The sequence below is a fragment of the Streptomyces sp. NPDC058291 genome (genome assembly GCF_042880855.1).
GTDB lineage: Bacteria > Actinomycetota > Actinomycetes > Streptomycetales > Streptomycetaceae > Streptomyces.
On sequence record NZ_JBHVYK010000025.1, the window covers coordinates 1 to 24364 of the forward strand.

Here is a 24364-nt window from a genome sequence, read left to right on the forward strand (position 1 = left end):
GCACCCCGTAGGACATCCAGTGCCGCAGCACCCGCACGGTCTCGGCGACCAGACCCTTCATGTCGGCGTCGAAGGCGATCGGGTAGATGTCCTGGTACTTCTTCGGCGGGTTCTCCGCGTAGGCGATGGTCCCGTCGGGGCGGTGGTGGAACCACTCCGGGTGCTTGTGCACCCAGGGGTGGTCGGGGGAGCACTGCAGGGCGAAGTCGAGGGCGATCTCCAGCCCCAGCTCGCGCGCCCGCTCCACGAACCAGGCGAAGTCCTCCAGCGTGCCCAGGTCGGGGTGGACGGCGTCGTGGCCGCCCTCCGGCGAGCCGATCGCCCACGGCACGCCCACGTCGTCCGGCCCGGGGTCGAGGGTGTTGTTGGGGCCCTTGCGGAACGTGGTGCCGATCGGGTGGATGGGCGGCAGGTAGACGACGTCGAAGCCCATCGCGGCGATGGCCGGCAGCCTGCGCGCGGCGGTGCGGAACGTGCCGTGCGGGCGCTCGGGGGTCCCCTCGGAACGGGGGAAGAACTCGTACCAGGACCCGTACAGGGCCCGCTCCCGCTCCACCAGCAGGGGCAGCGGCTCCGAAGCGGTGACGAACTCGCGCAGCGGACGCCGCGCCAGGACGGCGTCGACCTCCGGGGTCAGTGCCGCCGCCAGCCGGGAGGCGGCCGGGCGGCTCTCGTCGCGCAGGGCGTCGACCGCCGTCAGCACCGTGGTGCGGTCCGGCCCCTCGGGCACTCCGGCGGCCGCCCGCTCGTAGAGGCGCGCGCCCTCCTCGAGGACCGGCTCCGTGTCCATCCCCGCGGGGATCTTGATGCGGGCGTGATGCCGCCAGGTGCTCACCGGATCGCCCCACGCCTCCACGGTGTAGGTCCAGCGGCCCGTCGCGTCCGGGGTGACGTCCGCGCCCCACCGGTCCGTGCCGGGGGCGAGCTCACGCATCGGAGTCCACGGTCCCGGCGCGCCGTCCGGACCCCGCAGGACGACGTTGGCTGCGACGGCGTCATGCCCTTCGCGGAAGACGGTCGCCGAGACCTCGAACGTCTCGCCCACGACCGCCTTGGCCGGCCGGCGCCCCCCCTGGACCAGGGGCCGGACGTCGAGGACGGGTATGCGTCCGACGGCCGTGACCGGACCGCCCGCGGTCTTCCCCGCGATCCCCGTCGTCTCGGTCGTCTCGGTCTTCTCGGTCGTCTCGACGGGTTCGCTCGCGGCGGCGCTCGTGGAGCTCTTGCCGGTCTTGCCGCTCTTGCCGGTCTTGCTCTTCTTGCTGTTCTTTCCCTGCTTTCCGCTCACGACGTTCCTGCTGCTCTCGGTACGGGACGTCGGGGGTGATGACGGGTGGTGCCTGGCTGGCATGACCGCTCCTGTCCGCATCAACGGGGGGTGGGCGGATGGATGTGGGGAGGTGGGTCCTGCTGGGGGAGTACGGGGGAGCCTTCCACCCTATTCGGGTGTGCAATCCGGCGCTTTGTTAACTGCTCACGCCTATGTCTTTACACACAACATGCCTGGATCGAGACGAACGGAAGGCCGCTTTCGGACGCCTGTCGCGTGAACGATGGGACCTGCGGGAACTCGTCCGGCGAACGGGGCCCGCGACCGGACACCTTGCCGTTCGCCGCCCGCGCCACCGGTGCTTCCGCCGCCTGAGGGGTCCGGCCCCGCGTCGTATCCCACGACGAACCCGTTCATCAGGACCTTGCCGTGGAGGTGGCCGGTTCCGGTTCCGTGCGCCGCCTGTCCTGCCCTCCGGCGCGGCGCGCGCGGGCCGCAGGGCGACCGATCGCGCCAGGGCCGTCCCCGCCGCGGTCGAGCCCCCTGCCCGACGCCGACGCCGCATGCGCGTCCGTGCCATGGTCCGGGTTCCCCTCCTCGACTCCCGTGTGCCCCGGCCGGGCCCGGGCACACCGGGGGCAGCCTCTCGCGGGGTGCGAAGCGCCACAAGGCGACCGCCGGAGGAGAAACAGGGTTTTCGGCCCGTTGTGGGACGCCCGGCCGGCGGCGGATCCGGCGTACCGGCCCGTCCGGCGGCCGGGCGCCGGGCCCGTCGGGCCGAAAAGCGGCGGGCCGCGGCGGCCAGTCCTCAGCGAGGTCGACACCCGCGCCGGTACCGTTTCCGTAGACGTGGACCCACACCGCCGTGTGTCCATCCAGCGAACGCGCCACGCCGAGGTGGAATGTGAAGGCGATCCGTCGATTCACCGTCCGACCCCTCCTCCCCGAACCTCTCCGACCGCTCAGCGACCTGTCACGCAACCTGCGCTGGTCGTGGCACGCGGAGACCCGCGACCTCTTCCAGTCCGTCGACCCCGAGCGCTGGGCGCTCTGCGACGGCGACCCGGTGAGACTCCTCGGCAGCGTGCGCCCGGCACGTCTCGCCGAGCTCGCCGAGGACCGCCGCTTCCTGCGCCGGCTCGCCGCCGCCGCCGACGACCTGCACGACTACCGGACCGGCGCCCGCTGGTACCAGGCGCAACCCGCCTCCGCCGGGCTGCCCGCCGCCGTCGCCTACTTCTCGCCCGAGTTCGGCGTCACGGCCGCGCTGCCCCAGTACTCCGGCGGCCTCGGAATCCTCGCCGGCGACCATCTGAAGGCGGCCAGCGACCTGGGCGTCCCGCTGATCGGCGTGGGGCTGCTCTACCGGCACGGCTACTTCCGCCAGTCGCTCTCCCGGGACGGCTGGCAACAGGAGCACTACCCCGTCCTGGACCCCAACGAGCTGCCGGTGACCCTCCTGAGGGAGGACGACGGCTCTCCCGCGCGGATCTCCCTCGCCCTGCCGGCCGGCAAACGGCTGCACGCCCGCGTCTGGCTGGCCCAGGTCGGCCGGGTCCCGCTCCTCATGCTCGACTCCGACGTCGAGGACAACGACTTCGGCGAACGCGGGGTGACCGACCGGCTCTACGGCGGCGGCAGCGAGCACCGGCTGCTGCAGGAGATGCTGCTCGGCATAGGGGGTGTCCGGGCCGTGCGGACGTACTGCCGTCTGACCGGCCATGCCGAGCCCGAGGTCTTCCACACCAATGAGGGCCACGCCGGCTTCCTCGGTCTGGAGCGGATCGCCGAGCTCGGCGACGACGGGCTCGACTTCGACTCGGCGCTGGAGGCCGTCCGGGCCGGGACGGTCTTCACCACCCACACCCCCGTCCCCGCCGGCATCGACCGCTTCGACCGCGCACTGGTCGCCCGCCACTTCGGTCCCGACGCCGAGCTCCCGCGCATGGACGTCGACCGCATTCTGCGCCTGGGCATGGAGACCTACCCCGGCGGCGAGGCGAACCTCTTCAACATGGCCGTCATGGGCCTGCGGCTGGCCCAGCGCGCGAACGGGGTGTCGCTGCTGCACGGTCACGTCAGCCGGGAGATGTTCTCCGGCCTGTGGCCCGGGTTCGACCCCGAGGAGGTGCCGATCACCTCCGTCACCAACGGCGTGCACGCGCCCACCTGGGTGGCGCCCGAGGTGCTGCGCCTCGGGGCCCGTCAGATCGGCGCCGAACGCGCCGAGGACGCCCTGAGCGTCGGTGGCTCGGAGCGCTGGGACGCCGTAGCCGACATCCCCGACCAGGACATCTGGGAGCTGCGTCGCGATCTGCGCGAGCAACTGGTGGTGGAGGTGCGCGAGCGCCTGCGGGCGTCCTGGCGGCAGCGGGGCGCGGGCACGGCCGAACTGGGCTGGATCGACGGCGTCCTGGACCCGGACGTCCTCACCATCGGCTTCGCGCGCCGGGTCCCCTCGTACAAGCGGCTGACGCTGATGCTGCGGGACCGCGACCGGCTGACGGATCTGCTGCTGCACGCGGAGCGGCCGATCCAGATCGTCGTCGCGGGCAAGGCGCACCCGGCTGACGACGGCGGCAAACGCCTGGTCCAGGAGCTGGTCCGGTTCACCGACGACCCGCGCGTCCGGCACCGCATCGTCTTCCTGCCCGACTACGGCATGGCGATGGCGCAGAAGCTGTACCCCGGCTGCGACATCTGGCTGAACAACCCCCTGCGCCCGCTGGAGGCCTGCGGCACGTCCGGCATGAAGGCGGCGCTCAACGGCTGTCTCAACCTCTCCGTGCTGGACGGCTGGTGGGACGAGTGGTTCCAGCCGGACTTCGGCTGGGCGATCCCCACCGCGGACGGCGTGGGGACCGACCCCGACCACCGTGACGACATCGAGGCGGCCGCCCTGTACGACCTCCTCGAACAGCGCATCGCCCCGCGCTTCTACGAACGCGGCCAGGCGGGCCTGCCCGACCGCTGGATCGAGATGGTCCGTCGCACGCTCGGCCTGCTCGGCCCGAAGGTGCTGGCGGGGCGTATGGTCCGCGAGTACGTTGAACGGCTCTACACGCCGGCCGCCCACGCCCATCGCACGATGGCTCCAGACACGGCGCGGGAACTCGCCGGCTGGAAGCAGCGGGTGCGGGCGTCCTGGCACGCCGTGCGGGTGGACCACGTCGAGACGTCGGTGGCCACCACCACCGCCGAACTCGGCACGACCCTCGCGCTCAGGGTGCGGGTGGGTCTCGGCGACCTCACCCCCGACGACGTCGAGGTGCAGGCCGTCTCGGGCCGCGTCGACGAGGAGGACCGCATCACGGACGCCTCGACGGTCCCGCTCAAACCGACGGGCGGCCCGGATCTGGAAGGCCGCTGGGTCTACGAGGGCCCGCTCGGTCTGGACCGTACGGGCCCGTTCGGCTACACCGTGCGCATCCTGCCGGCCCACGGACTGCTGGCGTCCGGCGCCGAACTGGGGCTGGTGGAGGTGCCGTCGCAGGACGCGGTCGAGGGAGCGGGCGTGCTGCTGCGCTAGCGGACGTCCCGCAGGACGGGCGCCCGGTTCCGTCCGCGGCGCCCGTGCTCGGCCCTGTCCCCGCGGGACGGGGTGACGCATCCGGCCGGGTGGACGCCCCTCGCGGGACCCGAGCGGGGCTGTCATAGGCTGTGTCGTTCGGTGATCGACGCACAGTTGAGGGGGCGGCGCGTGAGTGACGGATCGTCGGAAGAGCACAGATCCGGTGCGGCGGAGGGGGCCGGCGGCGGAGGGGCGACTCCCGGGGGCGGCGGTTCCATATCCGACGAGGAATGGGCGAAGTTCGTCGAGGACAGCGCGCGGGGGATACCCGCCTCCGCGCCCAAGGAGCCGTCGGCGCGGGCCCGTATGGTCACCGAGCGGCTGCGGCAGCAGGAGGCGCGCGGCGAGTCGCCGCAGGGCTGGCGCAGCGGGCCGTCCCTGCAGGAGGCGCACAGGAGGGCGACGCGCAGGCGGCGGTGGTGGGCGATCCTCGGGCTGCCCGTCGCGGCGGTTCTGGCCGTCGTCGCCATGCGGCCCTCGCTGCTGCCCGGCGATCCGTTAGGCGCCGGGGAGGCGGAGGCCGCCGTGTCACCGCTGCCGGCGGAGACCGTGGCCCCGACCGGCGCGCCCGCGGCGGTCGATCCGCAGGCGCCCACGCTGGAGCGGCCGTTCGCGGGCTCGCCCGCGCTGAGGTGGGCCGACGGCGCGGCCGGCATCGTCGTGCCGAAGGCGGCTCCGGTCGGGACGCTGTCCACGGCTCAGGTGGAGAAGGCGCTGCAGCGCAGCAGGAAGCTGCTGATCGACGCCAACCTCGACCCGGCGACCCTGCGCGGCGAGCGTCCCCGGGCCGCGCTCGCGGCTATCGAGCCGCGGCAGAAGGACCTGCTGACCCTGTTGAACACCGCCCTGGGCAAGCCGGACAAGGCGCACGACCCGCTGTCGATGTTCAGCCGCTTCGACCCCCGGCACCTGCGCCTGGTCGGCGGCGTGGTGAAGACGCGGGGGCGGATGACGTTCAAGGCGGGCGAGCACGCCTCCGTGGTCGTGCACGCCGACTACACCTTCGTCTACCCGGTGACGCGCGTCGACGCGGACGCCTCGACCGAGGTCGCCCGCACGATCGTCCGGCGCGTGCTCGACCTGGAGTTCTCCGATCCGCGGAAGTACGTCGTCACGCCGGGCAGGATCACGGTCGTCAGGTACGACCGGGACGTCGGCAACTCCGCCTGCGACGTCTACGACGGCTTCCTGCATCCCTCGTTCTCCACGGCCGGGGCATCGGACGAGCCCACGGGCGCGGCTCCGAGCGGGCCGACCGCGGACCCGTACGACCGCAGCAGGGAGCTGTCCGAGAACGGCGAGAAGGCCTGCGGCGTGGTGTCCCGCACCTGAGCCCCGCCCGGGCGGGACGGCCCCTCCCGCCCGGCCGCGGACGCGGCCTAGGACTCCTCGTCCGCGCACAGTGCCCGCAGCACCGTCCCGCAGCGGCGGGCGTACGCCTGTTGCAGGCCCCTCGTGGCCGGGCCGCCGGCCCTCGCGTACCACTTCGCCGCCCGGCTGAAGGCGGAGACCGTCAGCCAGACCGTGCCGTCCCCGGTGCGGTCGACGACGAAGGACTCCTCGCCGGTCTCGGGGTGACCGGGGAGGGTGCCGTAGGCCCAGCCGGCCCGCCGGTGTTCGTCCACCGTCCAGACCACTCGGCAGGGCGCCTTGACGATGCCGGCCAGGGTGATGGTGACGTCGACGTCCGGGGCCGCCCGGTCCGCGGAGGCGTCGACGCCCACCCCGAGGGCGCGGTGCATCTCCCAGGTCAGGACCGCTTCCGCGGCGCGGCGGAAGACCTCGTGGCCCTCGCCGAGGCGGGTGCGGACGTGGAGGGGGTGGAAGCCCGGAGGGCATTGGCCGGGTAGGTCGCGGGTCGCGCCGACGTCGGTGTAGGTGAAGTCCTGCGGAGACATGGGGCCCAAGCGTAGGGCGGCACCCGGGATATCTTCGTCCCGGGTGCCGCCCTATTTCGACTACGGGTGGATCAGGCGACGTTGACGGCCGACCAGGCCGCCGCCACCGCCTTGTACTCGGTGCTGGTGGAGCCGTACAGCGCCGAGGCCGCGCTCAGCGTGCCCGTCCGCGCCGACTTGTAGTTCGTCGTCGACGTGAAGTAGGTCGTCAGCGCCTTGTACCAGATCTGCAGCGCCTTGGCGCGGCCGATGCCGGTGACCGTGGAGCCGTTGGACGTGGGCGAGTTGTAGCTCACACCGTTGATCGTCTTCGCGCCGCTGCCCTCCGAGAGGAGGTAGAAGAAGTGGTTCGCGACGCCGGACGAGTAGTGGACGTCCTTGTTGCCGACGCTGGAGGACCAGGAGTCGGCCGAGCCGCCGTCCTTGCTGGGCTTGTCCATGTAGCGCAGCGGGGTGCCGTCGCCGTTGATGTCGATCTTCTCGCCGATGAGGTAGTCACCGGGGTCGGAGGCGTTGGCTGCGTAGAACTCGACGCCCGTGCCGAAGATGTCGGAGGTCGCCTCGTTCAGGCCGCCGGACTCGCCCGAGTAGTTCAGGCCCGCGGTGTTGGCGGTGACGCCGTGGCTCATCTCGTGGCCGGCCACGTCCAGCGAGGTCAGCGGGTCGAGGTTGCCCTCGCCGTCGCCGTAGGTCATGCAGAAGCAGCTGTCGTCCCAGAACGCGTTGACGTACGAGCTGCCGTAGTGGACGCGGGAGTAGGCGCCGACACCATTGTTCTTGATGCCGCTGCGGCCGAACGTCGACTTGTAGAAGTCCCAGGTCTCCTGCGCGCCGTAGGCGGCGTCGGCGGCCGCCGTCACGTCGGTGCTCGAGCTGGAGGCGCTACCGGTGCCCCACGTGTTGGTGGTGTTGGTGAACAGCGTGCCGGTGCCCGAGCTGGTGCCGTGCTTCAGGTTGTACGTCTTGTGGCCGCCGCGCGAGGCGTCGGTCAGCGAGTACGTCGAGCCCGACAGTGTGGTGGTGAGGCTGACGGTGCCCGAGTAGAGGGTCTTGCCGGTGCCGGTCGCGTTCTCGATGCCCTGGTACTCGTAGAGCTTCTTGCCGGTGGCGGCGTCGGTGATGACGTGCAGCTGGTTCGGGGTGCCGTCGTCCTGCAGACCGCCGACGACCGTCTCGTAGGCGAGGACCGGAGTGCCGTTGGCCGCCCAGATCACCTTGCGGGGGGCCTGGTCCGCCGAGGTGGACTCCGAGCCCGCGGCCTTGGCGGCGGTCAGCGCCTGCTTCTCGGCCTTGGCGCCGGCCACCTTCGGGGTCAGCGTGGCCACCTTGATGGTGGCCGAGTTGGCCTTGGTGACGCCCTTGGCCGCGCCGGTGGCGGACTGGTGGACGACGAGGTCGCCGCCGAGGACCGGCAGGCCCGCGTAGGTGCGCTCGTAGCGGGTGTGCACGGTGCCGTCGGCGTCCTTGACGACGTCCTTGACGACGAGCTTCTCCTTCGCGCCGAGACCTATCGCCTGGGCGGTCTCGGGTGCGTCGACCTGCTGCTGCTTGATCAGCGTCGTGCGGGCGGCGGCCGACAGCTGGACCGGCGCGGCCGGCTGGACCGACTTGCCGCTCTCCACCGGGGTCTGGGCGGCAGCGGTACCGGTGGTCAGACCGGTGGTGACCAGGGCTCCGGCCGCGACGGCGGTGGCGATGGCCAGAGTGGTGCGCTTGTGACGCGCGTAGAGGGAGGTCACACAAGCTCCTTGGATGTGGGGGGTCCAGGCGGCGTGGGGCGGCCGCCCGAGACGGGTGTGAAGTTGTGCGGCGGGTGAAGGAAGAGTGACATCCAGGCGCGTACATGTCATGACCCCCAAGTGATGTTGGCCGAAAATCGACTGTCCGATGAACATTGCAGGAATGTGAACTGCGTTGACCTGCGGAGACGGCCGACAGGAGACGGGGCGCGGCGGACGAAAAGAGACGCCGCCCCGGGGGTCGAACCCCGGGGCGGCGCCCTGCGCTTCGCCTGTCAGGCGGTTGTCTGCGGCCCCGCGCGGGGCCCGCGTCCTACGGGAAGGTGAGCTTCCAGCTGTTGATGTAGCCGGTGTCCTGGGCCGCGTTGTCCTGGACCCTCAACTTCCACACTCCGTTGGCGACTTCGGAGGAGGCGTTCACGGTGTACGTGGTGTTGATGTTGTCCGTGCTCCCGCCGGTGCCGTAGGCCTTCAGCGTGTACGCCGTGCCGTCCGGGGCCACCAGCTGCACCTGGAGGTCGCCGATGTAGGTGTGGACGATGTCGACCGCCACCGCGAGGTTCGACGGCGCGTTGCCGGTCCGGCCCGAGACGGTGACCGACGAGGTGACAGCCGCCCCGTTGTCCGGGATCGACACGTCGGCGGTGTTCTCGAAGGAGGTGCCGCCACCGCCGCCGCCGCCGGAGCGGGCGCCGACCGCGACGCCGGCCCACGCGTCCTGCACCGCCTTGTACTCGGTGGACGTGGTGCCGTACAGCTCACCGGCCGCCGCCAGCGTGCCGGTGCGGGCCGCCGCGTAGTTGGTGGTCGAGGTGAACTTCGTGGTCAGGGCGCGGAACCAGATCTTCTCCGCCTTGTCGCGGCCTATGCCGGTGACCGGAAGGCCGTCCGCCGTAGGCGAGTTGTAGCTGACGCCGTTGACGACCTTGGCGCCGCTGCCCTCGCTCAGCAGGTAGAAGAAGTGGTTCGCCGGGCCCGACGAGTAGTGGACGTCCACCGACCCGATCCCCGAGTACCAGCTGTCCTTCGACGCGCCGTCCTTGCTCGGCTTGTCCATGTACCGCAGCGGCGTGCCGTCGCCGTTGATGTCGATCTCCTCGCCGATGAGGTAGTCACCGACGTCGGAGGGGTTCGCCGCGTAGAACTCGACCGAGGTGCCGAAGATGTCCGAGGTCGCCTCGTTGAGGCCGCCGGACTCGCCGGAGTAGTTCAGCCCCGCCGTGTTCGAGGTGACGCCGTGCGTCATCTCGTGGCCGGCCACGTCGATCGCCGTCAGCGGGTGGGCGTTGCCCGAGCCGTCGCCGTACGTCATGCAGAAGCAGCCGTCGTCCCAGAACGCGTTGACGTAGTTGTTGCCGTAGTGCACCCGCGAGTACGCGCCCACGCCGTTGCCCTTGATGCCGCTGCGGCCGTGCACGTTCTTGTAGTAGTCCCACGTCAGCGCCGCACCGTAGTGCGCGTCGGCCCCCGCCGTCTCCGCGTTGGAGGCCGCGCCGTTGCCCCAGACGTCGTCGGGGCCGGAGAAGAGCGTGCCGGTGCCCGAGGTGCCGTGGTTGAGGTTGTAGGTCTTGTGGCCGCCGCGCGCGGCGTCGGTCAGGTTGTACGTCGACCCGGACTGCGTGGTGCCGAGCGTCACCGTGCCGCTGTACTCCGTGTTGCCGGTGCCGGTCTCGATGCCCTGGTACTCGTAGAGCTTCTTGCCCGTGGTCGCGTCCGTGATGACGTGCAGCTCGTTCGGCGTGCCGTCCTCCTGGAAGCCGCCCACGACCGTCTCGTACGCCAGGACCGGCGTGCCGTTGGCCGCCCAGATCACCTTGCGCGGCGCGTGGTCGGCGACCGCCTTCGCGGCGCCGGCGTCGGCGGCGAGGCCCAGTGCCTGCTTCTGCGCCTTGGCCGCGCTGACGGCCGGGCTGAGCGAGGCGACCTTGATGGTGGCCCGCGTGGCCTTCGTGACGCCCTCGGTGGCCCCGGACTTCGCCTTCTCGACGACGAGGTCGCCGCCGAGGACCGGCAGGCCGGCGTAGGTGCGCTCGTAGCGGGTGTGGACGGTGCCGTCGACGTCCTTGATGACGTCCCGGACGACGAGCGCCTCCTGGGCGCCGAGGCCCAGCTCCTTGGCGGTCGCGGCCTTGCCGGCGTCCGCGTCGCGGATCAGCGCGGCGCGCTGGGCGGGGGTGAGGCGCAGCGCCTCGGCGCCCGGGTTCGCCCGGCTCGCCGACTGCGGCGACGCCGCCGGGGCGGCGGTCGCGGCGCCGGACTGCACGGCGGCGGCGATGAGCGCGGAGACGCCGACGAGGGCGAGGGCCGCGGCACGACGGGGGGTGGTGTGGGGGGTGCGTCTGCGAGAGGGACTGCTGCTCAACACTGACTCCTTCTGCGCGGCCGCGGATCACGCGGCCAGGGGAGACCCGACGGCGGGTGGGCCGTACGGGGCACGACAAAGGCGGTACGCAGAACCAAGGCGGAACCTGGAGCGAGGTGTTGCTGTGGGGTTGCTGTGAACTGGCAGTGGGAAGAGTGGCAGTGGATTGCGCTGTCTGTCAGGACCGCGTCAGGAAGTTGGCCGGAAATGGTCCGTTGTCCGGGAATTCATGTTCGGTATGCGGACCCGTCGATTTTCGGCCTCCGGGGCCCCTGCCGGGTTCGCTGTGGGGGCCCCTGCCGGGTTCCCTGTGGGGGGCGCCTGTCGGCGCGCCCACAGGGTCGGTTGCCGGGTGGCCCGACGAGTCGGCCGGCTCGTCTGGCGACGGGGCTTGCCGAGCGGCCCCGTGGTCCGGTCGATGACGGCCGGGCGCGTGGGGCGCCTGCCGGGTCGCCTACAGGGCCGGGTTGCCGGGTCGGCCGACCAGTCGGTCGACGGGGCTTGCCGGGTAGCCCCGTGGTCCGGTCGATGACGGCCGGGCGCGTGGGGCGCCTGCCGGGTCGCCCACAGGGCCGGGTTGCCGGGTCGGCCGACGGGCCGGCTGACGGGGCTTGCCGAGCGGCCCCGTCGTCCGGTCGACGGCGGGGCGCGCGGTGCGATCACGTCCCTGACGGTCCCGACCCGGTCCGTTCGCCGGCCGGCTCCCCGTGCCAGGTTCGCCACAACGCCGCGTACGCGCCGTCGCCCGCCACCAGCGCCTCGTGCGTGCCGAGTTCGGTGAGCCTGCCGTCCTCCATGACCGCCACCCGGTCCGCGTCGTGAGCGGTGTGCAGCCGGTGGGCGATCGCGATGACGGTCCGGCCCCTGAGCACGGCGGCCAGCGCGCGCTCGGTGTGCCGGGCGGTGGCCGGGTCCAACAGGGCCGTCGCCTCGTCCAGGATCAGCGTGTGCGGATCGGCCAGCACCACCCGGGCCAGGGCCAGTTGCTGGGCCTGCGAGCCGTCGGTGGGGCACCCGGCGCCGCCCAGCCCGGCGTCCAGGCCGCCGGGCAGCTCCCGGACCCAGCCGGCGGCGCCGACCGTGCCCAGTGCCGCCCACAACTGCTCGTCCGTCGCGGCCGGTTCGGCGATCAGCAGGTTGTCGCGGACCGTGCCGAGGAAGACATGGTGCTCCTGGGTGACCAGGACGACCTGCCGGCGCAGCGTCTCCGGCGCCAGGTCCGCGACCGGCGCCCCGCCCACCGTCACCGTGCCCGCGCTCGGCGCGTCCACCCCCGCGAGCAGCCTGCTCAGGGTGGTCTTGCCCGCGCCCGACGGACCGACGACCGCCAGCCGCTCCCCGGGCCGCACCGTCAGATCGACCCCGCGCAGCACCTCGCCGCCGCGTTCGTAGGCGTACCGCACGCCGCTCACGTCGATCCGGTCGTCCGCCGGAGTCGGCGCCTCGCCGTCGCTCACGGCGCGCGGCGCCCGCGCCAGGCCCTCCACCCGGGCGAACGAGGCTCCGCTGCTCTGCAGTTGCTCGACCCGCACCAGGATCTGGTCCAGCGGCTCGGTGAACTGCCGCAGGTACAGCGCGGCCGTCACCACCGCGCCCAGGCTCATCGCGCCGCGCGCGTGCAGCGCCCCGCCCAGCAGCAGCACACCCGCCACCGGCAGCGAGTACGACACCTCCACCGCCGGGAAGAACACCGTGCGCAGGTACAGGGTGTGGAAGCGGGCGCGGCGCGAGATCTCCAGCGCGTCCCGGCTCGCCGCCGTGCGCCGCTCCTGGAGCCGGAACGCCTCGACCGTGCGGGCCCCGGCCGCCGTCGCCGCGACGATCTCGGCGACCTCGGAGTCGGCCGCGCCCTGGGCGAGATAGCCGGCGCGGGCCCGGCGCAGATACCAGCGCAGGGCGAACCAGATCGGGGTCAGGGCGAGCACGCCGACGGCGCCGAGCAGCGGGTCGATCACGAAGACCGCGCCGAGCGTGAACAGCGCCTGAACGGTGCAGACCAGCAGCTCGGGCCCGGCGTCCCGCAGAGTCGTGCCCACGGCCGCCACGTCGGCGGTGCCGCGCGTGGTCAGGTCGCCGGCGCCGGCCCGCTCGACCGCCGACGCGGGCAGCGCCAACGCCCGCGCGACGAACTCCTCCCGGACCCGCGCGAGCGTCCGCTCCCCGAAGCGGTGTCCCGCGTACCGGGCCCAGCGCGCCAGCAGCAACTGCGCCAGCGCGCACACCACGATGGCCGCCGACAGCCGGTCCACGACGCCGGCGCCGTGTCCGGCCCGCACCTCGTCGATGATCCGGCCCAGCAGCCACGGGCCGACGAGACCGGCTCCGGTGGCGAGGACGTTCAGGGCCAGCGCGGCGGTGAAGGCCCGTCCGTCGGCCCGTACCAGCCGGACCGCCGCCCGCCGCACCTCGGCCCGTCCGGCGACCGGCAGCCGCCCCGGGCCCCCGTCGCCCTCCGCGGTCCGGGTCGGCGCGCCGTCCGTGGGCGGCTCGGTCGGCTCGGTCGGCCTGGTCGGCGCGGTCATCGCAGGGCCTCCTCGTCGATGTCGTCCGGCTCGGCCCTCGCGGCCCCCGGCACGTCGCCCGCCTCTTCCTCGGCGTCCTCGGCGTCACGCGCCACCAGCGCCCGGTAGCCGGGCTCCTGTCGCAGCAGGTCACGGTGGCGGCCGGTCGCCGCCACCTTGCCGTCGACCAGATAGTGCACGCTCTCCGCGTGGTCCAGGAGCAGCGGGGAGGTGGTCGTCACGACCGTGGTCCGCCCGGCGCGCGCCGCCCGCAGCCGCCGGGCCACGACCGCCTCCGTGTGCGCGTCCAGCGCGGACGTCGGCTCCACGGCCAGCAGCACCTCGGGATCGGCGAGCAGCGCCCGCACCAGGCGGATCCGCTGCCGCTGCCCGCCGGAGAGGCTGCGTCCCTGTGCGGTCACCGGCGAGTCCAGCCCCTCCGGCAGGCCCTGCACGATGTCGTCGGCCGCGGCCGCCCGCACAGCCCGCGCGATGTCCGCCGCGCGCGGATCACGCCGTCCGGCCACCGCCTCGCGCAGGGTCCCCGCGAACAGGTCGGCCTCGTTGTCGGCGACCAGGATCGCGGCTCTGACCCGGTCCGACGGCAGGGCGTCCAGCCGCACCCCGCCCCAGGTGACGTCCGTCGGGCCGTACCGGCCGAGCCGGTCCACCAGGGCGGTCACCTCCGCGTGCCGCGCGCCGACCAGGGCGGTCAGCCGGCCCGGGGCCACCCGCACGCCCGAGGCGGGATCGTGCAGCACCGCCGGTTCGGCGGGCGGCAGGGCGGTGCCGGTGTCCGCTTCGGGCCCCACGCGCAGCAGCCGTACGACGCGCCGGGCCGCCACCACGCCCCGGCTGAGCTGGTAGCCCATGTCGACCAGGAACGCCACCGGACCGATCAGGACCGCGACATAGCCGTACACCGCGACCAGCTCGCCCACCGTCAGCTCGCCCTGGGCGGCGAGCCGGGCCGCCAGCCAGGTCACCACGGCGACGAACAGGGTCGGCAGGCCCACCCCGAGCGCCTGCATCCAGCTGGTGACCGCGCCGACCCGGTAGCCCTGCGCCCGCAGCCGCTGCGAGTCGCGGTCGAAGGCGTCCGCGAACAGCCCCTTGCCGCCGAGGCCGTTGAGGACCCGCAGCCCGCCCGCCAGGTCGCCGATCCGCGCGGTGAGCACGCCCTGCCGTTCCCGGTACTCGGACTCCGTGCCCTGCAGCCGCGCCATCAGCGGCCCCACCAGCACGGCGACCACCGGCATCCCCAGCAGCACGACCGACGCCAGCAGCGGCGACACCGACAGCAGCAGACCGGCCACGAACACGTACACGACGACCGACCCCACGCCGGGGCCGATCACCGTCAGCGACTGCGCGATGGTGTGCACGTCGCCGACGCCGATGGTGACGACCTCGCCGCTGCCCACCCCGCGCGAGAGCGCGGCGCCGAGGCGGGCCGCGTGTCCGACGACGACCTTGGTGGTGCGGAAGTAGGCGTCCATGCGCACCCGGGTCATCGTGCGGTGCCGCATGATGCTCACCCAGGCGTTCAGCGCGCCCACGGCGAACAGGGCCGTCGTCCAGCCGGCCAGCGCGGCCGTGTCGCCGGGCTCCAGCCCGTCGTCCACCGCTCGCGACAGCAGGTACGGCGCCACGGCCAGCAGCACCATCCAGACGCCGGACAGCACGGCCCCGGCCGCCGACCGCCCCGGCTGGCAGCGCACCAGCCAGGCGAGATACGCCCAGCCGCCGCGGGTGTCCGGCGTGCCGGGATCCTCGTACGCGTCGATCACTCAGTTCCCCCGAGGGTCGGGCCGGGCCGCCGGGCCGGGCCGCCGGGCCGGGCCGTGTAGGTTCCCTTTGATCGTTAGCACTGGGCCCTGCGGAAAGGCCAGGATCCGGGTGTCGCGAGCACTGGCCGCGTCGGTGCATGGTGAGCCCCGCAATCTGACCAAACATCAGTAGTTCAACACAAAAGGACCAGGTCAGCGGGCATCTGACCTGGTCCCGAGTGGAGCCGCCTTCGGGATTCGAACCCGAGACCTGCACATTACGAGGGCTACCGCGATCGGGGTGGGTGGTGCCGACTTGTGCCGCGCGGTGCTGTTTCCGCAGATCAGCGCCGCGCGGCACGTTGCCGCGTCCCGCCTGGGATGCCTTGTGCCGCGCCATCCGCTCACGCAGACTGCCCCGCGCACCGCAGCCGTTCGATTACAGCATTGTGGAAGCCGCTGCTTCATCCGCTTTCCTTGGCCGATGCGCGAAGTTCGTCGATTCCCGCTGCATCCGTGTCCTTGATGGATCCGGAGAGGCGATGAACGACCACCCAGCGGCCGTCGGGCAACGCTCCAGCGAAGACCCTCGATTTTCGGGTGGCACCGTTGTGGTAGGTCAGCGGCAGATCTCCGACCCGGCGCCAGGTGAGCGCCGGCTCACCGAGGGTCTTGTCGACGAGCAGTCCGGTGAGCAGGCCAGCGGTTGTACGCGTGCTGGCCCACATGCCACCCGCGGGCAGGACGGCTCCGGTCAAGTCCCATGGCTTCACGGGGCGGCCGAACCAGCTCGACGCCAGCAGACGCTGGTCCGCGGGTGGTCTGGCGGTCACCGCCCCTGCGGGCAAGCCGAGAGGCGCGAGCACGTGATCGCCGACCAGTTCCTCGTAGTCCTGGCCGGCAGCCGACATGAGTGCAGCGCCGAGCACGGTGTACCCGAAGTTGGAATACTCCTCGCGCTCACCCGGGCTTGCGGTGACCAAACTGTCGAGACGACCCACGAACTGTTCGAGCTGAGTCTGGGTGAAGTCCCTGTACGGGTTGAACAGGCCCGTGTCAGGAGGCAGCCGCGGAAGGCCGGAGGTGTGGTCGGCGAGGTGTCGAAGGGTGACGCCGGTACCTGCCGGCGCGCTCAGCCACCGTTCGACCGGGTCGTCGAGGGAAACAACGCGCTTCTCGGCAAGCACGGCAAGCACGGTTCCGGTCAGGACCTTGGTGAACGAGCCCAGCTCCACGTACGCGTCGGGATCATGCCCGCCGGTCACACGAGGAGCATCGAGGTGACTGCCGATGACGCAGGTGGGAGGGCGTCGCACGGGGAGCCTTTCAGTCGGCGGAAGCGGCCGCTACCGGTTCGCGGTTGTGTGCCGCACTGCTTCCAGTCCCGTCCGCCGCTGCTTTCTCCTTGCGACGTGCGCTCAGCCTTCGCGCTGCCTGCAGTGCGCGGGACAGTTCCGGCGACAGGAAGACGAGGTCACACGCGATCATCGTCAATGCGAATCCGGTGAGCCCCATGAACAAGCCGATGGAGACGTGGAAACCGATGGATGCGGCAGCCGCCCATGGGCGCAGGGGCCGTACCAGGACACCCATGGGGAAATAGACGAGAAAGATGACAGTCGCATAGGTGCCGAGGTACACCAACAGGTCGTTGTTGTACGCGAACTGCGAAATTCCGGGGAGTTCGAATTCTGGTACCCGCATGATGTAGAAGAGCGCGGTTCCGTCCTGCCACGCCTGCCCCTGCACCTTGTAAAGCCCGCTGACCATGTAGACCAGGCACATCTGCACCGCGATCGCGGTGACACCCAGGTTGTGCAGTGGGGTACCGGCAGCTCGAAGGGCCTTGGGTATGCGCTGTATCACCCGTTGCCCCAAAGGAGAGCGCAAGGAGAAATGATCATAGCAGCGTGTGAGAAGCAGCATCGGGACGACGAGCTGCATGAGGTTGTCGCCGCCGTCCATCAGCGCCGACTGCCGCTGGTAGAGCGACCACAGAAATATGGCGTGCACCGCCAGGACGGGACGGCCCCCGATACCCAGCGTGACAGCCAAAGCAGCGATCAGTCCGAGGTGGAACAGCACTTCGAAGACGACAGGCGAGTTGCTCCACGCGTAGACACTGAAACTCCCCGATTCCTTCAACTCGTCAAGGAAGAGGTGGTACGGCAGCAGTGTGTCGTTTCCGGGGCCGAAGAGGTAGCGCCGGTCCCCGTACTGGCTGACATAGAACATGAGGCCGACGAACCCCAGTAACGCACGGGTTCCCGACACACCCAGGACCGCGACAGGACGGCTGGCCCAGGTGTCGATTTTGTCTAGTAGTTTCACTGCAGATCAGCAGCTTTCTTCCATGGAAAGTCGTAGGCGTCGACCTTGTCGTGTGCGTGGGGGTTGTCCCTCTGTGACCAAGGCGGGAGAGACCGGACGTACATCCGGACCTGCACTGCTTGGAGGCTACGTCCGTCCGTGCACGCCTGAGTCATCTGGGTCAGTGCATACCTTGAGAGGTAGTTCACCGCTTGATTGCGCGTACGCTTCTCGTACGGCAGCAGCGGAATGGGATTCTTTCCCGGCTTCTTCGCCTTCCCCTTTTCTTTCTGCTCGCGGAGGCGCCTCAGGAGGTCGTCGGTCGAGTTGTACTGCTGGATGCCGTTGCTGACCACCCGGGACATTCGCGAGGGAAAGAACCTGTCGTTCTGGACCCTCCGGATAGTCGGGCCTGTCACGTCGTAGTACTTCGTGACCTCACCGTCGCTGCAGCGGCCCCGCGCGATGATCCCCTGGTCGACCATCACCGGATCCGGGGCGAAGAGCATCCAGTTCTGCGAGAAGTACGGTTGGAGATAGGCGTTCAGGAGTGGCGCCAATTGCACCTTGGCAGGACTCAGCGGCGTCTGAGAGAAGGCCGCAATGGAGAAGTGGGCACCCAGGAGGGCGGCACCGGCAAGCAGTACCGCCCTCTGGACGCGACGAGTCGCCGTCACCTATCGAACGCGGTCGCGCTGGAGACGCTGCCGGAGATCTTGGCCGGCGCGCTGAACACCCCGCCGAGACTCAGGTTGTCCGTCAGTGCTCCTACGGCGTGGCCCACGGAAGGGCAGGCGGCCCTGGCGTGCACGGCTGCCCGGGCGGCCGCCCGGCCGACCGCGCTCGCGACAGCCTTGGGCGCAGCGGCCTCGCCCTTGCTGACGGCCACCTTCTCGTTCACCGGCGCCACAGGCGTGGCCTGGGCCGAGCCCTGCATGGTCAGTGCAAGGCATGTACCCGCGACAGCGGCACCGATGACGGCACCGACAGTTCGCTTCTGCATTGTTCCCCATTTCGTTTTGTCGGTCATTGCCCACAGCCCCCACGGTTCCCGGATCCCGTCGGCGCCTCCGGATGAGAGCGCCACTGATCACCGGGGATGTCCCCCGCGTTCAGGGCTGGAGTCAGCTGCATAGCAGCCGTTCGGAGTAAACAAATCCCAACATCTAGAAAGTCAGGACCTTTGGTCGCGTTCGCTCCTGACGGTTAACTTAGCGTGCCCATGGTGACGGGACAAGTGATTTTTATGAGACCCCTGTGACTGAAAAGTGCCACACTAACCGGTCGCTTCCGGGATGACCGAGGCGAAAGGAACGAACACGTCCGACACCGCACCTTGCTGAGCGGTGGCGTTTTGTGTTTGCTTTGTTGCGTATTGGGTGAGCCGTCTGGTAGGCGTGCGTCGGTCGACCCTGGAGGCGGCGCTTGCCGACGGAAGGAAGCAGTCGGTGATGAAGGCGGACGTCACGATCGTGGGGACGGGTCCGAACGGGCTGGCGGCTGCCGTCGTCATGGCTCGCGCTGGATTGCGTGTGCAACTTTTCGAAGGTCACCGCGAGATCGGTGGTGGCCTGCGGACCACGTCACTGTTCGACGCTGACATCACGCACGACGTATGCGCGGCCGTTCACCCCATGACAGCTGCGTCGCGGTTCTTCCGAGAGTTCGATCTGGCCTCGCGTGGGGTGCGATTACGTCTACCTAAGATCAGCTACGCCCCCCCCCACTGCCCGACGGCACAGCTGCCCTGGCTCACCACGACACGGGCACGACGGGCCGCCGAGGTCCCTCGTGCACAGGCTGCGCGGCCTGGGTGCGTCGCTTACTTGGCCTGGCCCGGAGCCACACGACCGCGGACCGGACTTACGTTAATGTGCGAGCCATGACAGCTGATGAACGTGAAAAACCTGGCACGGAGCACGAGTTAGCGGCGTCTCCCTGGAGCTGGGGGGGCCTGGGCCCGATCGGCGGCTTCCTCTTGATGCTCTCTGGACTCGGTCTGCTCCTGTGGGCGTTCCTGGGCCGGGCAAGTTCCAGCCCTTCGCTGATCTACCAGGCTGCGAAGGTCGTGGCGATCGGCCTGGTGGTCACCGGTACCACTCTGGTGGCGCGCCGACGCGACTCGTCACGACGCCCCGACGCAGAGACAGAGCCTCCTCCACGATCGTGAGAAGCTGTTGTCTTTTCCGATCTTGAGTCGCCGAGGAGGGCGAGGAGACGATTGGCTTCGTCAAGGAAGCGATGGTCCGTCTTCCGTGATGGTGAGGGGCCGGGACCGTCCGGTGCCGATGATGGTGAAGCCCACGGTCTCCTCGATCCGCTTCAGTTGGTAATGGAGAGTGCCCCAGGTCACTCCGAGTTCGGCAGCGGCGTCCTGAAGAGTGCGGTGTCTGGAGATCACCGTGAGGTGCTGTAGGCGCTGGAGGGAGTTCTTCGTACTTCGTACGGCTGACGGCGTGCATCGCGGGGCACAGATCGATATCGAGTGACGCAAACGGGTTGGTGAACTGACTCGTGGGGTGTCGAGGGATGCCCCACTTGCTCACGAGTCGCATCACGTCGTCTTTGCGAACGCCCAGTGCGCGGGCGATGTCGGGTGGAGAGCGCCCCTTGTCGTGGTACTCCCTCTGCAGCCAGGCGCGAGAGACGATCTTCTCAAGACGGCCGGCTGGGCGGCGTTGGCGGAGTGGGATGCCTGCTTCGTCGAGTGCGTGCCGGACGGTGCTGATGCTGCAACCTGCCAGCTCGGCGCTTTGATGTTGCCGTAACTGCTGTTCCTGGTAGAGCTGTTGAAGGCTCAGTGGGGCCAGGACTCCCTGTCGTGGGGTGCGTCGGCCTGGGGCGGGTGGCTGCTGCTGGACGGGGTGCGGTGGTGCCGAAGGTGCGAACGGACCAGAGCCCGCCGAGCTCGCCCGCCTGGTCGGAGCACCGAACAGCGTTTCCGATGCACGGCCTAGATTCGTGGCCGCCTGCGCATGCAGGAGTTCGTGCAGATCGGGATGGAGCCGGTAGTGGAAGGACGAATGCCCAGCGGGTGTGCGCGAGGCGGCGCCGGGGTCGGCGCCGAGTAGCAGTCGTGCCAGCGTGGCGGGGTCGAACACCGGCCGCTCGGTGCGCACGAACCAGCCGCGGAAGTGCCAGTGCAGGCGCAGTCGCGGATCCCAGAGGGCCGCCGGATCAGGCCAGGCTGTCCTGCCAGGCGCGGTGCAGGTCCGCGAAGCGGCCCGCGCCGGCGACGAGTTCGGCCGGAGTGCCGTCCTCGACGATCCGGCCGTGCTCCATGACGAGCACCCGGTCGGCGATCTCCACCGTCGACAGCCGGTGCGCGATCACCACCGCCGTGCGGCCCTTCAGCACCGTCGCCATCGCCGCCTGCACGGCCCGTTCGCCCGGCACGTCGAGCGAGCTGGTCGCCTCGTCGAGGATCAGCACCGCCGGGTCGGCGAGCAACGCCCGCGCGAACGCCACGAGTTGGCGCTGCCCCGCGGAGATGCGGCCGCCGCGTTTGCGGACGTCCGTGTCGTAGCCGTCCGGCAGCGCGCTGACGAACTCGTGCGCGCCGATCGCCTTCGCCGCCCGCTCGACGTCCTCCCGGGACGCGTCCGGCCGGCCGATGGCGATGTTCTCGGCGACCGTCCCGGAGAACAGGAACGCCTCCTGCGTCACCATCACCACCCCGCGCCGCAGCTCGGGCACGGGCAGCTCGCGCAGGTCGACCCCGTCAAGCAGCACCCGGCCCCGGGAGGGGTCGTAGAAGCGGGCGAGCAGCTTGGCCAGCGTGGACTTGCCGGCGCCGGTGGAGCCCACCACGGCGACCGTCTGCCCGGCGGGCAGGACCAGGTCGAAGCGGGGCAGGATTTCGCCGCCCGTGCGGTAGCCGAAGGAGACCCCGTCGAAGACGACCTCCCGGCCGGGCAGACCGCCCTGGAGCGCGGGCAGTTCCCTCGGCGTCGACGGCTCCGGCACGGAGGGCGTCTGCGCGAGCAGGCCCGCGATCTTCTCCAGCGAGGCGGCGGCCGACTGGTAGGAGTTCAGGAACATGCCGAGCCGGTCGATCGGGTCGTACAGCCGCCGCAGGTACAGCACCGCCGCCGCCAGCACGCCCAGTTCCAGCGAGCCGTCCGCGACGCGGGTGGCGCTCCACAGCACGATCAGCGCGACCGCCGCGTTGGCGACCAGCCGCGACCCGACGACGTAGCGGGCCATCTCCAGCAGGGCGTCGCCGTTCCTGCGCTCGTGCCGGCGGTTCAGGACCCGGAACCCGGCCTCGTTGACCGCCTCGCGGCGGAAGGCGCGCACCGGCCGGATCCCGTTCATGGTCTCCACGAACTTCACGATCACGGCCGCGATCGCGGTGGACCGGGCCGTGAACACCCGGCCCGCGCGCCGCTGGTAGACCCGGACCAGAAGGTACAGCGGCACGAACGACGCGACCGCGACGGCGCCCAGGCCCAGGTCCAGCCAGAGCAGCATCGCGGAGATGAACAGGAAGGACAGCACCACCGAGACGAGTTCCTGCAGCCCCTCGTTGAGCAGCTCGCGCAGGGCCTCCACGTCGCTGGTGGAGCGGGAGATGAGCCGGCCCGAGGTGTAGCGCTCGTGGAAGTCCAGACTCAGCGCCTGTGCGTGCCGGAAGATCCGGCCGCGCAGGTCGAGCAGCACGTCCTGGCTGATGCGTGCGGAGGCGATCAGGAAGGCGTACTGCAGTGCGCCGGAGGCCAGGGCGCACAGCAGGTAGCCGACGCCCACCGCGACCAGCGGCCCGTGGTCGTCCGACCGCCACGCGGGCACGGCCCGGTCGATGGCGTACGCCACCAGGAGCGGGCCCGCCTGCACGGCCGCCTGCTGGAGCAGCAGCAGGAGCGTGGTGAGGGCGACGCGCCCCCGCAGCGGGGCCAGCAAGGAGCGCAGCAGCAGGCCGGTCGCGCCGGGCGGGGTGGGCAGGACGTCCTTGTCGAAGGGATCCTCCACGGCCTTCGGACGCGGTTGTCCCGGTCCGCCGTCGGTCGTGGGGGAGGAGGTGGCGGGGGTGGTCATCGGTCGTCCTCCTGGCGGCCGGTTCCTGACATGAGGTGGGCGTACTCGGGGTTGTCGCGCAGCAGTTCGTGGTGGGTGCCCACGGCGGCGATCCGGCCGCCCGACAGCAGGGCCACCCGGTCGGCGAGGAGGACGGTGGACGGCCGGTGGGCGACGATCAGCGCCGTGGTGCCGGCGAGGACCTGCCGCAGCGCGGCCTCCACCGCGGCCTCGGTGTGCACGTCCAGCGCGGAGAGCGGGTCGTCGAGGACGAGGAACGGGGGCCGCCCGACCACGGCTCTGGCCAGCGCGAGCCGTTGCCGCTGCCCGCCGGAGAGACTGAGCCCCTGTTCGCCGACCTGGGTGTCGACGCCCTGCGGCAGCGCGTGCACGAACTCGGCCTGCGCCACCGCCAGCGCCCGCTCCAGCTCGGCGGCCCCCGCCCGGTCGTCGGCGCCCATCAGGACGTTCTCCCCGACGCTCGCGGAGAACAGGGTGGGCTCCTCGAACGCGACGGCGACCCGCGCGCGCAGTTCCTCGCGGGGCAGCGCGGCGACGTCCTCGCCGTCGAGGGTGATGCGCCCGGCCGTCGCCTCGTGCAGCCGGGGCACGAGGGCCGTGAGGGTGGTCTTGCCGCTGCCGGTCGCCCCGACCAGGGCCATCGACTCACCGGGACGGACGTGCAGGTCGACGCCGTCGAGGACGGGCCGGGAGCCCGGGTCGGCGTCCGGGTATCGGAAGACGACGCCGTCGAAGCGCAGCCCCGCGTCGGGCGTCGGGTCGGCCCGCACGACCGCGTCCCGTTCCGGCTCCTCGTCCATCACCTCGAAGTACCGCTGGGTCGCCGTCGCCGCCTCCTGGCTCATCGCCAGCAGGAAGCCGATCGAGTCGACCGGCCAGCGCAGCGCGAGCGCGGTGGACAGGAAGGCGACCAGGGTGCCCGCGGACAGGTCCCCGTCCGCGACCTGCACCGCCCCCAGCACCAGCGCGGCCCCGATGGCCAGTTCGGGCAGCGTCACGATGACGGCCCAGATCGTGGCCAGCAGTCGGGCCTTGCTCAGCTCCGTGCCGCGCAGCGTCGAGGACAGCTCCCGGAACGCCCGCGCCTGCGTGCGGTGCCGGCCGAAGCCCTTGATGATCCGGATGCCGAGGACGCTTTCCTCGACCACCGTCGTCAGGTCCCCGACCTGGTCCTGCGCGCGGCGCGCCACGACCGCGTACCGGTTCTCGAAGTACACGCACATCACGATGACGGGGACGGCCGGACCGAGGATGACCAGGCCGAGCCTCCAGTCCTGCAGCAGCATGATGACGATGCCGAAGACGATCGTCACGGAGTTGACCAGCAGGAACGTCAGCGGGAAGGCGAGGAACATCCGGACCAGGCCGAGATCGGCCGTCGCCCGCGAGAGCAGCTGGCCCGACGCCCACCGGTCGTGGAACGCCACCGGCAGCCGTTGCAGCCGCCCGTACAGCTCCGCCCGCATCTCCGCCTCGACGTGCGCCAGCGGACGCGCCACCAGCCAGCGCCGCATCCCGAACAGCAGCGCCTCCGCGAGGCCGAGCAGCAGCAGGAACAGCGCGCCCAGCCAGACCCCGGAGGTGTCCCGGTCCGCCACCGGGCCGTCCACCATCCACTTCAGCACCAGCGGGATCACCAGCCCCGTGCAGGAGGCCAGCACGGCGACGAAGGCGGCCGTGAACAGCCGCACCCTCACGGGTCGGACATACGGCCACAGACGCAGCAGGGACCGTACGGCGGAGCGGTCGGGGGCGGTGGTTGCACGTGTCTCGGCCATCACCGCGAGCCTACGGACCGGCACTGACATCGCCCACCGAGTTTCGGCCCGACCGGGCTCGGTCGCAGGTCCTACGACCTGCGCGTTCGACGGGTCGTACCGGCGCATCCACCGATCGGCTGATGCCCG

The 24364-nt window shown here is 71.2% G+C and carries 16 protein-coding genes; 3 read left to right on the forward strand and 13 right to left on the reverse strand.

The annotated features are described in order from the left end of the window. Positions 1-1150 (reverse strand): maltotransferase domain-containing protein (locus ACFVYK_RS15420; RefSeq protein ID WP_389773690.1); only part of this gene is annotated, 1150 nt, incomplete at its 3' end. A 1024-nt stretch (positions 1151-2174) separates the two neighbouring features. Here ACFVYK_RS15420 and ACFVYK_RS15425 point away from each other — a divergent pair. Beyond that, positions 2175-4799 carry a glycosyltransferase family 1 protein gene (locus ACFVYK_RS15425; protein WP_389773524.1) on the forward strand — a complete coding sequence of 875 codons (2625 nt, stop codon included), beginning with the start codon at positions 2175-2177 and terminating at the stop codon, positions 4797-4799. Between the two features lie 171 nt (positions 4800-4970). Further along, complete coding sequence (locus tag ACFVYK_RS15430) at positions 4971-6173, forward strand: hypothetical protein (RefSeq protein WP_389773526.1); 1203 nt, start codon at positions 4971-4973, stop codon at positions 6171-6173. A 47-nt stretch (positions 6174-6220) separates the two neighbouring features. Here ACFVYK_RS15430 and ACFVYK_RS15435 read toward each other — a convergent pair whose 3' ends face one another. The 9 genes from ACFVYK_RS15435 to ACFVYK_RS15475 all read right to left on the reverse strand — a co-directional run bounded on the left by ACFVYK_RS15435 (position 6221) and on the right by ACFVYK_RS15475 (position 18450). Beyond that, positions 6221-6739 (reverse strand): DUF1990 domain-containing protein, encoded by a 519-nt coding sequence (locus tag ACFVYK_RS15435; protein WP_389773529.1) that lies wholly within the window; start codon positions 6737-6739, stop codon positions 6221-6223. A 71-nt stretch (positions 6740-6810) separates the two neighbouring features. Continuing rightward, entirely contained in the window at positions 6811-8478 is a 1668-nt protein-coding gene (locus ACFVYK_RS15440; RefSeq protein ID WP_389773532.1) for a M4 family metallopeptidase, read from the reverse strand. Positions 8479-8791: 313 nt separating this feature from the next. After that, the gene (locus ACFVYK_RS15445; RefSeq protein ID WP_389773535.1) at positions 8792-10843 is read right to left on the reverse strand and encodes a M4 family metallopeptidase; all 2052 of its coding nucleotides are present in this window, start codon (positions 10841-10843) and stop codon (positions 8792-8794) included. A 656-nt stretch (positions 10844-11499) separates the two neighbouring features. Beyond that, positions 11500-13362 carry an ABC transporter ATP-binding protein gene (locus ACFVYK_RS15450; protein WP_389773538.1) on the reverse strand — a complete coding sequence of 621 codons (1863 nt, stop codon included), beginning with the start codon at positions 13360-13362 and terminating at the stop codon, positions 11500-11502. After that, a complete protein-coding gene (locus ACFVYK_RS15455) occupies positions 13359-15131 on the reverse strand; it encodes an ABC transporter transmembrane domain-containing protein (RefSeq protein ID WP_389773540.1) in 1773 nt (590 codons plus the stop codon). The genes ACFVYK_RS15450 and ACFVYK_RS15455 overlap by 4 nt, the downstream gene beginning before the upstream one ends. A gap of 443 nt (positions 15132-15574) precedes the next feature. Further along, positions 15575-16375, reverse strand: coding sequence for a serine hydrolase domain-containing protein (locus ACFVYK_RS15460; RefSeq protein ID WP_389773542.1), 801 nt, complete (start codon positions 16373-16375; stop codon positions 15575-15577). A 61-nt stretch (positions 16376-16436) separates the two neighbouring features. Beyond that, positions 16437-17345, reverse strand: a complete 909-nt coding sequence (locus ACFVYK_RS15465) for an HTTM domain-containing protein (RefSeq protein ID WP_389773544.1) — start codon at positions 17343-17345, stop codon at positions 16437-16439. Positions 17346-17437: 92 nt separating this feature from the next. Beyond that, complete coding sequence (locus ACFVYK_RS15470) at positions 17438-18097, reverse strand: DUF5819 family protein (protein WP_389773547.1); 660 nt, start codon at positions 18095-18097, stop codon at positions 17438-17440. Beyond that, positions 18094-18450: a hypothetical protein gene (locus tag ACFVYK_RS15475; protein WP_389773550.1), complete on the reverse strand. Its 357-nt coding sequence runs from the start codon at positions 18448-18450 to the stop codon at positions 18094-18096. The genes ACFVYK_RS15470 and ACFVYK_RS15475 overlap by 4 nt, the downstream gene beginning before the upstream one ends. Before the next feature lie 421 nt (positions 18451-18871). Here ACFVYK_RS15475 and ACFVYK_RS15480 point away from each other — a divergent pair, with 421 nt between their 5' ends. Next, positions 18872-19306 carry an NAD(P)-binding protein gene (locus ACFVYK_RS15480; protein ID WP_389773692.1) on the forward strand — a complete coding sequence of 145 codons (435 nt, stop codon included), beginning with the start codon at positions 18872-18874 and terminating at the stop codon, positions 19304-19306. Positions 19307-19650: 344 nt separating this feature from the next. Here the strand turns inward: ACFVYK_RS15480 and ACFVYK_RS15485 are convergent, their stop codons facing one another. The 3 genes from ACFVYK_RS15485 to ACFVYK_RS15495 all read right to left on the reverse strand — a co-directional run bounded on the left by ACFVYK_RS15485 (position 19651) and on the right by ACFVYK_RS15495 (position 24235). Continuing rightward, on the reverse strand, positions 19651-19914 hold the full coding sequence (locus ACFVYK_RS15485) for a LysR family transcriptional regulator (RefSeq protein WP_389773553.1): 264 nt from the start codon (positions 19912-19914) through the stop codon (positions 19651-19653). A gap of 683 nt (positions 19915-20597) precedes the next feature. Then, positions 20598-22457: an ABC transporter ATP-binding protein gene (locus tag ACFVYK_RS15490; RefSeq protein WP_389773556.1), complete on the reverse strand. Its 1860-nt coding sequence runs from the start codon at positions 22455-22457 to the stop codon at positions 20598-20600. Beyond that, complete coding sequence (locus ACFVYK_RS15495) at positions 22454-24235, reverse strand: ABC transporter ATP-binding protein (protein WP_389773559.1); 1782 nt, start codon at positions 24233-24235, stop codon at positions 22454-22456. Before ACFVYK_RS15495 ends, ACFVYK_RS15490 begins: the two co-directional genes overlap by 4 nt. Positions 24236-24364: the final 129 nt, after the last annotated feature.

Coding starts and splice junctions, on each gene's coding strand:
- ACFVYK_RS15435 (WP_389773529.1), bottom strand. CDS start 6,739: ATGTCTCCGCAGGACTTCACCTACACCGACGTCGGCGCGACCCGCGAC.
- ACFVYK_RS15450 (WP_389773538.1), bottom strand. CDS start 13,362: ATGACCGCGCCGACCAGGCCGACCGAGCCGACCGAGCCGCCCACGGAC.
- ACFVYK_RS15465 (WP_389773544.1), bottom strand. CDS start 17,345: ATGTTCTATGTCAGCCAGTACGGGGACCGGCGCTACCTCTTCGGCCCC.
- ACFVYK_RS15475 (WP_389773550.1), bottom strand. CDS start 18,450: ATGACCGACAAAACGAAATGGGGAACAATGCAGAAGCGAACTGTCGGT.
- ACFVYK_RS15480 (WP_389773692.1), top strand. CDS start 18,872: ATGAAGGCGGACGTCACGATCGTGGGGACGGGTCCGAACGGGCTGGCG.
- ACFVYK_RS15490 (WP_389773556.1), bottom strand. CDS start 22,457: ATGACCACCCCCGCCACCTCCTCCCCCACGACCGACGGCGGACCGGGA.
- ACFVYK_RS15495 (WP_389773559.1), bottom strand. CDS start 24,235: ATGGCCGAGACACGTGCAACCACCGCCCCCGACCGCTCCGCCGTACGG.